Origin of the sequence: Hymenobacter norwichensis DSM 15439 (assembly GCF_000420705.1) — a bacterium.
Lineage (GTDB): Bacteria > Bacteroidota > Bacteroidia > Cytophagales > Hymenobacteraceae > Hymenobacter > Hymenobacter norwichensis.
The window spans coordinates 729,379-741,486 of sequence record NZ_ATVL01000008.1; the positions used below are offsets into that span (position 1 = coordinate 729,379).

Here is a 12,108-nt window from a genome sequence, read left to right on the forward strand (position 1 = left end):
ATTAGACACGGCAAATGTTACAGCCAGCCTTGCTCGCGCATCCAATCGTCGTTGTAAATCTTGCCAAGGTAGCGGGTGCCGTGGTCAGGTAGAATCACTACCATCGTGTCGCCTTCCTGAAGGTGCTGCCGGGCATATTCTAGTGCTCCGAAAACGGCCGATCCGCACGACCAGCCCACAAACAACCCCTCTTCTTTAGCTAAACGACGGGTCATGAGCGCTCCGTCTTGATCGGTTACCTTAATGAATAGGTCGATGAGGTCGAAGTTAACATTTTTAGGCAAAATGTCTTCTCCAATGCCTTCGGTCTTATACGGGTAGATTTCACTTTTATCGAATACCCCCGTTTCTTTGTACTTTTTGAACACTGAGCCATAGGTGTCGATACCTACCGTCTTCAAATCGGCATTTTGTTCTTTCAGGTACTTGGCCGTGCCGCAAATGGTACCGCCAGTACCCACACCACACGCCAAGTGCGTGATGGTGCCTTCCGTCTGCTGCCAGATTTCAGGACCGGTGCTTTCGTAATGGGCCGCCGTGTTCGAGAGGTTGTCGTACTGGTTGGGATAGAATGAGTTCGGCGTTTCGGCGGTCAGGCGGCGCGCCACAGAATAGTAGGAGCGCGGGTCTTCGGGCGCTACGTCAACGGGGCAGATAACTACTTCGGCACCTACGGCGCGCAGAATATCCTGTTTTTCCTTGCTCTGCTTGTCGCTCATCACGAAGATGCACTTGTAGCCGCGCGCAATGGCGCCTAGGGCCAAGCCCATGCCGGTGTTGCCAGAAGTGCCTTCGATGATGGTGCCGCCGGGCTTGAGGAGTCCGGCTTTCTCGGCATCGTCAATCATTCGGATGGCCATCCGGTCTTTCACTGAGTTGCCGGGGTTCAGGTATTCCACTTTGGCCAGCACGGTACCTTTAATACCGTCCGTGACCTTGTTGAGCCGGACCAGCGGCGTATTACCGATGGCCTCGACTATGTTGTTGAGGTACATGTGAGGGGGAATTATTATTGAGAGAGGGGGCAGCAAAGGTACGAATTTCAGATGGGAGCCGCCTGCTACGATAGCATTTGCTTGGAACTACGGTCTGAATCCATCCTAGGCCAGAATGACAACAAGCACCTTGCCGCAGCCTTAAAAAAGGCTACTTTTGCGCACCCGCTGCTTGCAGCGGCCAGTAGTTCCAGCTGCAACCGCAACCTACCTATAACCCCTCTTTACATGAGTGTTCTGGTCAACAAGGATTCCAAAGTGATTGTGCAGGGCTTTACCGGCTCCGAAGGCTCGTTTCATGCCCAGCAGATGATTGAGTACGGCACCAACGTGGTGGGCGGCGTTACGCCCGGCAAAGGCGGCACCAGCCACCTCGACCGGCCCGTGTTCAATACCGTAGCGGAGGCCGTAGAGCAGGCCGGCGCCGATACCAGCATCATCTTCGTGCCGCCGGCTTATGCCGCCGACGCCATCATGGAAGCCGCCGACGCCGGTATCAAGGTTATTATCACCATCACCGAAGGCATTCCTACCAAGGACATGATTGCGGTGAAAGAATACCTGAAAGGCCGCGAAGGCCTGCGTATGATCGGCCCGAACTGCCCCGGCGTAATGACGGCTGGCGAGTGTAAAGTGGGTATCATGCCCGGCTTTATCTTCACGAAAGGCAAAATCGGTATCGTTTCGAAGTCGGGTACGCTGACCTACGAAGCCGTTGACCAGCTCACTAAAGCCGGCCTCGGCCAGACCACGGCCATCGGCATCGGCGGTGACCCCATCATTGGCACCACCACCAAAGAAGCCGTGGAACTGCTCATGAACGACCCCGAAACCGAAGGTATCGTAATGATCGGTGAAATTGGCGGTGGCATGGAAGCCGAAGCAGCTCGCTGGATCAAGGAAACCGGCAACAAAAAGCCCGTAGTTGGCTTCATTGCTGGCCAGACGGCCCCTCCCGGCCGCCGCATGGGTCACGCAGGTGCCATCGTAGGAGGCGCCGACGATACGGCTGCTGCTAAAATGGCCATCATGCGCGAGTGTGGTATCCACGTAGTAGACTCTCCCGCCGAAATCGGCGACACGATGCTGCGCGTACTGGGCGGCAAATAGAGAGGCGCAACTACGTCTGTAGTATAGCTATAGAAAAGTGGACTCAACAGATCTGTTGGGTCCACTTTTTTGTGCTTATTTGCTACTGATAACAATTATTGTCATTGAAAGAATATTGTATGCAATTCTCTAGAAATCTGATTTCTGTTGCTCTTTTTACACCTCTCTTACTATCCTGCCGAAAGGAAATAGAGGAGGTAACTATAGAGGTAGACAAGCAATATAGTTGGACAGAGGTAAAGTATCTGATCAATTATCAACGCAATGTCTTACGGGTAGTGCCAGGAACGAATACGCTTAATTTACAAGTGATAGGGCAGTTTGAGGTGCTTTCGCCAATTCCTGGTTCTGCTGAACAAAAGGCTAATGGTTATTACACGGGTTTTGGCCGGACTCCGTCACGCACTTGGGGCACCGACCCACTGCCGTGGGATGTACGCAATGCCGTACCGATGAACGAAAATTTCTACGCCAATCCAAAAGATAACCGTGAAGTTGCTTCCAATACATTACTCACTATTTATCCAACTAAGTTCTTCGACAGAGGCACTCAACTGAACCTGCGTAGCCTGGACCCAACTGCTACGCAGTTTGAAAATTTTTTGGGTGGCTCACAATACCCTTTTGGGGCTATCAACCGCAACAATTAGTTACTGTGCGGCTACCGCACGAATGATGATCAGGCTAACTCCTTTCAGTTGGTATTGAGTAGGCTTATTAACACATCGACTACTGGGTCAACCCTTGTTGGCACAACGCAAATAAGCTCGCAACTTATCCGCATACCCACCCCTCCTGGCCGGAGCCAATTCAATTATAAAAGTTTCTGGGCCGTTGACGATTACTTTTTGGTGTGGTGCGACGGCTATGGCCTGTTTAAAATCACTCAGGATGGCACTTATCAGCAGGTAAATGGCACTTTTACTCAAGCTACTGGTCCAGTAAATCCCACTGCTGTTTATAAATTAAAGGGTATTGTGTACTCCCTGCAGCGAGGTGGCACTATTTGGACTTCAAACAATGACTGCGCAAGTTGGCAGCGTTTAGATGGTTTCAATTCCGCGCTCGACTTATCTACTTTCTATTCAGTAGGCGACAGTTTGGTAGGCATTACGCATGGTGCTGTAACCAACAGCGTTTATACCTTCCGGTGGCTGAACGCCAGTACTGTTCGCCTGCGCGAGCTAAAAAACGACGGTATAGGGTACGCTGATTTCTCTGACCTGGCCCAACTCGGCGATACTGTGTATTTAGGCACTACTAACGGTCTGTTTAAACGCCCACTCAATAAATTTTTCGAGAGCAAATCAGCCAAGTAGCTTATCTACTTACGGCCTTCCTGCCCGCCTATGTTCACCACAATCCCGAACTGAAACACCGAGTTGGAGGCTTTTAGGAACTTGCGGCTGCGCAACCCGAAGTTGCTGCCGCTGATAAGCTGAAGCTGAAGCGGCCCGACCACCTGAATACGGGTATAAGTAATAGGCTCCAGAAACACATTGTCTTCGGGAGCAACATCGAGCCCGTTCACCTTTAGCTTATCCAATTGCATGAAGCTGGCCCGCAAGGCGGTACCGTAGTTGAACGGCCAGTCGCGCCCGAATGCGTGGAAGCTTTTTTCCTCCTTCGAGGTGTAATTCACTTGCACGAAATATTTGTGCAACGTGCCCTCGGCTGTTTCGGCGGTGAAGTTAGTTTCTTGGTTGAAGCGGGTGCGCTTGGTGCTGCCCACACCTAGGCCGCCGTACACTTCCAGCACGCGCCGGTCTTTGCGCAAGCGGGTGAAGTATCCTACGCCGGCCTCTACAAAGTCGTGGTCCACGGATTCGCGCTCGGCTTTACTACCGAACAAGCTTTCTTTTTTATTGGAATGCAGGAACGAAGCCGAACCCATTACCCCAATATGCTCCCCCACGGCGTAAGCACCCTGCACCGCGGTGTTGTTGCTAAAATTGGTGTGTACCCCAGCGCTCCACTCGCCTTTCTGCGTGAGTAGGGGCACTTGCGGGGGTGGCGGAAAATAAAGTGACGAGCAGCTAGCCAATAGAGGTAAGCTCAACAAAACGGACGCACGAAGCAAACGAAGCATGAAGGGCGGGCAGAAACAGATAATTCGAGAGCCAAACGCAAGATACCTCACGTAGTTGTGTGGCCACGGGCTCGACAGTTGCGTACTGATTGACAGGCAGCAGCCACCGCGGCAGCTTCCCATTGTTCAAACTTCGCGCTTTATGCCCAATACTTCCTACGACACTCTTATTATTGGCTCCGGCCAAGCCGGAAATCCGCTTGCCACTGCCCTTGCCGATGCTGGCCAACGGGTAGCTCTCATTGAGGAAAATTTACTGGGAGGCTCTTGCATCAACTACGGCTGCTCACCTGTGAAAGCCATGCTGGCTTCCGCTGAGCGTGCCCATCAACTGCGTACTGCCACTACCTACGGTGTACAAGGCGCCGAACCCAAAGTAGATATAGCCGCTGTACTAAAGCGCAAAGACGAAATCATTGGCGACATGCGCGAAGGAGTGCGTAGCAACCTCACCAAGGAACACAAGGGTATTACCGTGCTGGAGGGCCACGCCGCTTTCACCGGGCCGCGCAACATAGTGTTCACGCCTACCAAAGGTCCCGTGCAGGAACTCACGGCTAAGCGCATCTTCATCAATACCGGCACCCGCGCCACTATCCCGGAAATCGAAGGATTGGAAGGCCTACCCTATCTCACCACTACCCAACTACTCGACCTTAAGGAATTGCCTGAGCACCTGGTTATTCTGGGCGGTGGATATATCGGCTTGGAGTTCAGCCAGATGTTTCGGCGGTTCGGCTGCGAGGTTACCATCATCGAGTCGGGCAAGCAGTTGCTGGAACGCGAAGACGACGACGTGTGCGAGGCGCTCAGCGAAATCCTGACCAAGGAAGGCGTGGAGATTGTGCTGAATGCCGAAGTCCGGCTCGTGTCGCGCAACACCGAGGGCATCTTCACCCTCACGGCCAGCACCAAGCAGGGTGAGCGGCGCATTCGGGGCACTCACTTGCTGGTAGCCACCGGCCGCACCCCTAATACTGACGCGCTGGGCCTCGAACAGGCGGGCATCAAGCTCGATGAGAAGCACTTCATTGAAGTGAATGCCCAGCTCGAAACCAACGTGCGCGGCGTGTACGCCCTCGGCGATGTGCACGGCGGCCCCCAGTTCACCCACATCAGCTACGACGACTACCGCGTGGTGCGCGACAACCTGCTCACGCGGGGCAAGCGCCGCTCGGCCAAGCAGCGCCCCCTCCCCTATTGCGTGTACACCGAGCCTCAACTGGGCCGCATCGGCCTCAACGAAAGCCAAGCTCAGGAAGAAGGCATTACGTACCGCGTAGCCACCATGCCCGTCAGCACGATAGGCCGCGCCCGCGAAACCGGCCAGACCGGCGGCTTCTGGAAAGTACTAGTTGATGCCAAGGACCAGATTATTGGCGCCACTGTGCTGTCTGCGGAAGGTGGTGAAGTCATGACCATGTTCCAGCTAGCCATGATGGGCAAGCTGAAATATCAGCAGCTCCAGAATATGGTCATTGCGCACCCAAGCTGGGCCGAGGGCCTGAACAACGTATTTGCCAAGCTGGACAAGCCGGAGTAAGTTGTTGAGGATAGCTTAGTTGTTTCAACCAATTAAAAAGCCCGCTTTGCTTTGCACGACGGGCTTTTTGCTGCGCTGTTCCTACGAACCACTATTTTCGGATTACTGTAGCTCCCCGTAATCCAGCTCCTCATGAAGATATTTGCGGAAACTGAGCGGCTATTACTCCGCGAGTTCCTATCCACCGATGCGCACGGTATGTTTGAGCTGGACTCCGACCCCGAGGTGCACCGCTACTTGGGCAACGAGCCGGTGCAGTCCATCGAGCAAAGCCAGGAGATGATAGCCTTCATCCGGCAGCAATACCTAGATAATGGCATTGGGCGCTGGGCAGTTATCGACAAAGCAAACACCGAATTTATTGGCTGGGCTGGCCTCAAGCTTATCCGGGAGCCCATCAACCACCACGTTGATTTCTATGATGTTGGCTACCGATTTATCCGCCGCTATTGGGGCCGGGGGTATGCCACCGAAGCCGCCCAAGCCTCAGTAGACTATGGTTTCCAGGTGCTGCGCCTGCCAAGATTATACGCCATAGCCGACATGCAGAATCTAGCCTCCCGAGCAGTATTGGCTAAGGTGGGCCTACGTCACGCGGGCGTATTCAACGACGATGGGGTGCCCACAGCTTGGTTGGAAGCCCAAAGGCCCGCACCCGGAACGGGTTCAGCAGGTAGCTTTAGTTAGAGTCCATATTACTTCCTGTATGAAAGCCAGATGCCTGAAAACACGTCCTATAGCTCTTGCCTTCCTGGTTGCAGCATTGACAGACTGCGAACAAAGACCCACCACTTCCGCTACGCCCGCCGCACCCATGCCACCCGCGGCAGCCAGTCCATCAACATCTCCATCAGCCCCAGCCAAACCCATCTACGCAGGCACGTATACGGTACAGGATACGGCAGTGTGTGCCCTCTCTATCACCATTGGAAAGCAAGCCGATGGCTACAGTTTCACTACGGGCACAACCCAGGGGCAAGTGCAGGTAGAGCAGCAAGATTCCAGCACGTATTTCACCTTCGCCGGGCTAAAAGGTGCCGACCCAGTAGACGATGTAGAAGCTGTTTGGCAGGACAGCATGCTGGTCATCCAGAATACTGGCAACTCCATGAACCCATACACGCGCTTCGAGCAGTGCGACGCGAAATATCTGGAACTGGTGCGGCAGCGGTAGATAAAGCACAAAAGCTGTTGCGGCCGAAACCACAACAGCTTTTGCATAAACTGATTAGCTACTATTACTACTTAGCGTAAGCTACGGCGCGCATTTCCCGGATTACGGTAATCTTGATCTGGCCGGGATACTGCATTTCTTTCTCAATTTTCTGCGAGATTTCATAGCTCAGTTCCTGTGCACGCTCGTCCGATACGTTGTCAGCGTTGACCATTACGCGCAATTCGCGGCCGGCCTGGATGGCGTAGCACTGGAGTACCCCGTCGAAGCTTACTGCCGTTTCTTCCAGTTGCTTGAGGCGCTTGATGTAGCTTTCCATCATCTCGCGGCGGGCACCAGGGCGCGAGCCGGAAATGGCGTCGCAGGCCTGCACCAACGGCGAAATCATGGCCGTCATTTCCATCTCGTCGTGGTGGGCGCCGATGGCGTTTACCACGTCGGGGTGCTCTTTGTACTTCTTGGCCAGCTCCATACCCAAGATGGCGTGGGGCAGCTCAGGCTCTTCGGTGCTTACTTTCCCAATATCGTGGAGGAGGCCGGCGCGCTTGGCGTGCTTCACGTTGAGGCCCAACTCGGCCGCCATGGTGGCGCAAAGGTTGGCTACTTCGCGCGAGTGCTGGAGCAGGTTCTGGCCGTAGCTGGAGCGGAAACGCATCCGGCCTACCATCTTAATCAACTCAGGGTGCAGACCGTGAATGCCAAGGTCGATGATGGTTTTCTCCCCGATTTCCACGATTTCCTCGTCGATGTTCTTGCGGGTTTTAGCCACGATTTCCTCGATGCGGGCCGGGTGAATCCGGCCGTCTTTCACCAGCAAGTGCAAGCTCAGGCGGGCCACCTCACGGCGTACCGGATCAAAGCCCGATATGATGATGGCCTCGGGCGTATCATCCACTATGATTTCAACCCCGGTAGCGGCTTCCAGCGCCCGGATGTTGCGGCCTTCCCGGCCGATAATCTTGCCCTTCACATCGTCAGATTCGATATTGAATACCGACACGCAGTTTTCAATGGCGTGTTCTGCTGCGGTGCGCTGAATGGTTTCCAGCACCACTTTCTTGGCGTCTTTGGTGGCCGAAAGCTTAGCTTGGGCTACTACGTCTTTAATGTAGGAAGAAGCCTGAATCTGGGCTTCATTCTTCAACGATTCTACTAGCTGTTCGCGGGCTTCGGCCGCCGTCAAACCGGAAATAGTTTCCAACTTGCTTTGCACCTGCTGGAGCTGCTCGTTGAGGTGGTGGCGGGTTTCTTCTAGCTCGGTTTCCACTTCTTCTTCGCGCTGCTGGAGCTTGGCCAGCTGGTTTTCCAGTGTGGTGCGGCGCTTTTCCTCTTGGGCTTCCAGCTTTTCGCGTTGGGCAGTGCTCTGGGCTTCTATCCGCTCCCGGGTGGCGTCCAGCTCGGTTTCCTTGCGCTGAATCTGCTCTAGCTGGCGCTGGGTGGTATCAGTAAGCTTCTTGATGGCCTGCTCCTGCTCTACCACGGTGGCGCGGCGGTCGGTTAGCTCCTGATCGAGGGCCTGCTTCTGGCGGCGGCTTTCCTGCTCCCACTCTTGCTTGAGGGTGCGAAACTTGTCTTTCGACTGTTGAATCCGCTCGTCGCGGGTGCGGTTGGCTTGCTGCTCGGCATCGGCCAGCAGTTGTTGAGCACGGGCTTTTGCTTCGGCTTCGTGGCCCTGGTTGGCCTTACCGGCCAGCAGGCGCCCCACCACGATGCCGACCACAAGGGACAGCACGGCGGCTAAGACGATATAAATAGTGGAGGACATGGGCTATTGGTTTGGAAGGGAATGATGAAACCACAACCCAGCAAAGGCCACATGCCAAACAACCCCGCCGCGCCATCTGCGCCGTTCGGGGTTTCAAACTAAAAATACGCCGGTGCGTTCGTCTGTTTCTCTTCTCAGACGAGCACCACTCCCGACAGTAGCTCGTCGAGACGCGCGAGGCGCTCAGTTAGCACGGTGTCGGTACCATCTTTTTCCTTGCTGACTTTCAAACGGTCAGCCATCGTGGACAGAGCAATCATGGCCAGCAGGTCTTGCTTGTCCTGAATGCCATATAGCTCGCGAAATTCCTTGATCCGCTCACCTAGCAGGCGGCCGGCCATGCGCAGTCGTTCCTCGTCCTGAGGCTCAACGCGCATCGGGTAATCCCGTTCGGCAATGCGGATTTTGATGGATAATTCGCTCATGGGAGCAGTCGTGGGTGGGGTGGATGGTCGGTTACTCCCTCAAATAGGCAAGGCACTTATCTATTTCGCGGATGTATTCGTTGAGGCGCAGTTTTAGCTCGTTGACATTGGCCGGCTCGCCGGCTATGGTGTTGACAAGTTTAACGATATTCTCCTGATTCTGGAAATCCTTGAGCTGCCGCTCCCGGTCGCGCACGTCGGCCTGGAGTTGCTGCACGGTCGTTTGGGCATCGGCCAGCTCCTCGCGCAACCGCTGATAGGCAGTCACTAAGGTGTTCACCTGCCGCTCCAGGCGGTCTAGTTGAGCAAGCTGTTGAGAAGAGGCCATTTTTTTGGATTTCCGTTGTCGGTTTTTCGTTTCCGGTCTTGCTGTTGAGCTTCACCTACTCGAACCAGGTGAATTAGTGGGTCTAGTAATTGAAACTCAGCTCGACAGAAAACGAAAAACCAATAACGAAAAATGAAACAACTATTTGCGAATTAAGGCTCCCGCTTGCTGTTCAAATTGCTGAATCAGGCGCTGCATCACCGAGTCGATGGCCTGCTCGGTCAGGGTTTGGGTGGTATCCTGCAACGTGAAGCTTACCGAGTACGACTTCTTGCCGGCTCCCAGGTTTTCGCCTTCGTACACGTCGAACACGTTCACGGCCTGCAACAGCTTCTTCTCAGTGCGGCGGGCAATCTGCTGCAACTGGTCGAAGGTGATGGTTTTATCGACTACCAACGACAGGTCGCGGCGCACTTCCGGGAACTTGGGCAGCTCGCGGGCCGCCAGGTTGTTCTTGTATTTCTTGATCAGCCAGTCCCAATCCAGCTCGGCGTACCACACCGGCTGCGTTACGTCGAGCTGCTTGAGCACCGCGCCCGACACGGCACCGAGCTGCGCTACCGGCTGGTTTTGGGCTAGTACTGTGAGGCCACCCGCCAAGTACGGATGCTGCACCGGCTGCGAAGTAGGCGCCCCGAAACCCAGCGCCGCCAGCACCTGCTGCACCGCACCCGCCAACTGGTGGTAGGTCGCCTTCTCCGACTTCTGCTGCCAGGTTTCGGCAGTGGTGTTGCCGGTTAGGTACACCACCAGCTTGTTCTTCTCTTGGTATTGCCCGTCGGCTTGGCGGTGATAGGTTTTGCCGAACTCGTAGAGCTTCAGGTCGCGCTGGCGGCGGTTGAGGTTGTGGCGCACCACTTCCAGGCCGCTGTGCAGCATGGTGGGGCGCATTACATCAAGGTCGGCGCTGTTGAAATTGAGCAGCGGCACCAGCTCCTCGTTTTTCTCGCCCGGCTTCTGGAAGTAGGTGGAGTTGGTGATGGAGTTGGTGATGATTTCCGAGAAGCCCATGCCGCTCAGCAAGCGGGAAATGTTCTGGCGCAGGATTTCCGGGTCGGGCTTCACGAAGTTGGCCAAGAAGGTAGCCGAGTTGTGGGGCCGCAGCGCCACATGGTCGTAGCCGTAGATGCGCAGAATTTCCTCGATGATATCGGCCTCGCGGGTCACGTCCACCTTGTGCGGCGGCACCGACAGGATCCATTCGGCGTGGCCGTTGGCGTCTTCGCTTTCCTCGGAAATCAGGATGTCGAGGTCGGTGAGGATCTGGCGAATCCGGTCGGGCGCAATGAACTGGCCTACCAGCTTCTTCACGCGGGGCAGGCGCAGGCGCACGGCCGTGTGCCCGATATGCGTCGGGTACTCGTCCACTACGGGCGCGGCCACGGTGGCACCGGCTACTTCCTGAAGCAGCAAGGCGGCGCGCTTAAGGGCCACGGGCACCATGTGCGGATCGGTGCCCCGCTCGAAGCGGAAAGAGGCGTCGGTTTTGAGCTGTTGCGTCTGGCTGGTTTTGCGCACGGCGGCCGGCTGGAAATACGCACTTTCCAGGAATACGCGGGTGGTTTTGTTGGAAACACCCGACGTTTTGCCGCCGAACACCCCGGCCAACGCCATTGGTGCACCGTTGGCATCGGCAATAACCAAGTCCTCTGCCTTGAGGGCCCGCTCGGTGCCGTCCAGCGTCACGAACTTCTCCCCCGCTTCGGCCCGCTTCACCCGGATTTGGTTGCCGGTGATTTGGTCGGCATCGAAGGCGTGCAGCGGCTGGCCTAACTCATGCAGCACGAAGTTGGTCACGTCCACTACGTTGTTGATGGGCGACAGGCCAATGCTGCGCAGGCGGCGCTGTAGCCACTCCGGCGACGGCCCAACCTGCACATTTTCCAGCAACAGTCCGGCGTAGCGGGGGCAGGCTTCGGCGTCTTCAATCGTTACGCCAATGTTCTGCGTGGCCTCGGCGGGGGCGTGGAACTTGCTCACATCGGGCAGGTGGCAAGGCCGGCGCAGCAAGGCGCGCAACTCCCGGGCTACCCCGTAGTGCGAGGCGGCATCGGCGCGGTTGGGCGTCAGGCCGATTTCGTACACCGAATCGGAACCTAGGCCGAAGTAGTTGGCAGCAGGCGTGCCGTTCGGCAGGTCGGTGTCCAGCACCATAATACCGGCGTGCGACTGGCCCAGACCAATTTCGTCTTCGGCGCAAATCATGCCCTCGGAGGCCGCACCGCGGATTTTCGACTTCTTGATTTTGAACGGCTCCCCGGAGCTGGGGTACAGCATAGCGCCCTCCAACGCCACTACCACCCGCTGACCAGCGGCTACGTTGGGGGCACCGCACACAATCTGGCGGGGCGTACCATCGCCGACGTCCACGGTGGTCAGGCTGAGTTTGTCGGCGTCGGGGTGCTTTTCGCAGGTCAGGACGGTGCCGAGCACCACGCCGCGTAAGCCGCCCGGCACGCTTTCCAGCTCCTCAATACCCTCCACTTCCAGCCCCGAGCCCGTTAGCAGCTTGCCGATTTCCACGGCGGGTTTGTCGGTGGGAATGAGCGTGCGGAGCCAGTCGAGGGATATTTTCATGGTGATTGTTGGAAGCTGATTGTTGGTTGTTGGCGCTAGAAGCTAGCTAGTCGAATAAACTCTTAGCTGGCAACTCACAATTGGCAACAGAGCCGGCAAAGG

The 12,108-nt window shown here is 55.9% G+C and carries 11 protein-coding genes and 1 pseudogene; 6 read left to right on the forward strand and 6 right to left on the reverse strand.

Annotated features, from left to right (window positions below):
* Nucleotides 1-20: 20 nt before the first annotated feature.
* A pseudogene (locus tag G536_RS0113995) lies at nt 21-995 on the reverse strand (PLP-dependent cysteine synthase family protein); the annotation flags it as partial.
* A 228-nt stretch (nt 996-1,223) separates the two neighbouring features.
* Here G536_RS0113995 and sucD point away from each other — a divergent pair.
* The 3 genes from sucD to G536_RS0114010 all read left to right on the forward strand — a co-directional run bounded on the left by sucD (nt 1,224) and on the right by G536_RS0114010 (nt 3,424).
* Nucleotides 1,224-2,105 carry a succinate--CoA ligase subunit alpha gene (gene sucD, locus G536_RS0114000; protein ID WP_026880176.1) on the forward strand — a complete coding sequence of 294 codons (882 nt, stop codon included), beginning with the start codon at nt 1,224-1,226 and terminating at the stop codon, nt 2,103-2,105.
* A 119-nt stretch (nt 2,106-2,224) separates the two neighbouring features.
* Nucleotides 2,225-2,755, forward strand: a complete 531-nt coding sequence (locus G536_RS32210) for a hypothetical protein (RefSeq protein WP_157530625.1) — start codon at nt 2,225-2,227, stop codon at nt 2,753-2,755.
* 198 nt (nt 2,756-2,953) lie between these two features.
* Complete coding sequence (locus tag G536_RS0114010; protein ID WP_022824233.1) at nt 2,954-3,424, forward strand: hypothetical protein; 471 nt, start codon at nt 2,954-2,956, stop codon at nt 3,422-3,424.
* A 5-nt stretch (nt 3,425-3,429) separates the two neighbouring features.
* Here the strand turns inward: G536_RS0114010 and G536_RS0114015 are convergent, their stop codons facing one another.
* A complete protein-coding gene (locus tag G536_RS0114015) occupies nt 3,430-4,194 on the reverse strand; it encodes a hypothetical protein (protein WP_022824234.1) in 765 nt (254 codons plus the stop codon).
* Nucleotides 4,195-4,336: 142 nt separating this feature from the next.
* On the opposite strand from G536_RS0114015, the gene G536_RS0114020 reads away from it, so the two are divergent.
* The 3 genes from G536_RS0114020 to G536_RS30700 all read left to right on the forward strand — a co-directional run bounded on the left by G536_RS0114020 (nt 4,337) and on the right by G536_RS30700 (nt 6,911).
* Nucleotides 4,337-5,737: a mercuric reductase gene (locus G536_RS0114020; protein ID WP_022824235.1), complete on the forward strand. Its 1,401-nt coding sequence runs from the start codon at nt 4,337-4,339 to the stop codon at nt 5,735-5,737.
* A gap of 132 nt (nt 5,738-5,869) precedes the next feature.
* Complete coding sequence (locus tag G536_RS27900; RefSeq protein ID WP_022824236.1) at nt 5,870-6,424, forward strand: GNAT family N-acetyltransferase; 555 nt, start codon at nt 5,870-5,872, stop codon at nt 6,422-6,424.
* A 76-nt stretch (nt 6,425-6,500) separates the two neighbouring features.
* The gene (locus G536_RS30700) at nt 6,501-6,911 is read left to right on the forward strand and encodes a hypothetical protein (RefSeq protein WP_157530627.1); all 411 of its coding nucleotides are present in this window, start codon (nt 6,501-6,503) and stop codon (nt 6,909-6,911) included.
* A 67-nt stretch (nt 6,912-6,978) separates the two neighbouring features.
* Here the strand turns inward: G536_RS30700 and rny are convergent, their stop codons facing one another.
* The 4 genes from rny to pheT all read right to left on the reverse strand — a co-directional run bounded on the left by rny (nt 6,979) and on the right by pheT (nt 12,006).
* Nucleotides 6,979-8,676, reverse strand: a complete 1,698-nt coding sequence (gene rny, locus G536_RS0114035) for a ribonuclease Y (RefSeq protein ID WP_022824238.1) — start codon at nt 8,674-8,676, stop codon at nt 6,979-6,981.
* 134 nt (nt 8,677-8,810) lie between these two features.
* On the reverse strand, nt 8,811-9,101 hold the full coding sequence (locus G536_RS0114040; RefSeq protein ID WP_022824239.1) for a cell division protein ZapA: 291 nt from the start codon (nt 9,099-9,101) through the stop codon (nt 8,811-8,813).
* A 31-nt stretch (nt 9,102-9,132) separates the two neighbouring features.
* A complete protein-coding gene (locus tag G536_RS0114045) occupies nt 9,133-9,429 on the reverse strand; it encodes a hypothetical protein (protein ID WP_022824240.1) in 297 nt (98 codons plus the stop codon).
* Between the two features lie 141 nt (nt 9,430-9,570).
* Nucleotides 9,571-12,006 (reverse strand): phenylalanine--tRNA ligase subunit beta, encoded by a 2,436-nt coding sequence (gene pheT, locus G536_RS0114050; RefSeq protein WP_022824241.1) that lies wholly within the window; start codon nt 12,004-12,006, stop codon nt 9,571-9,573.
* Nucleotides 12,007-12,108 lie beyond the last annotated feature (102 nt).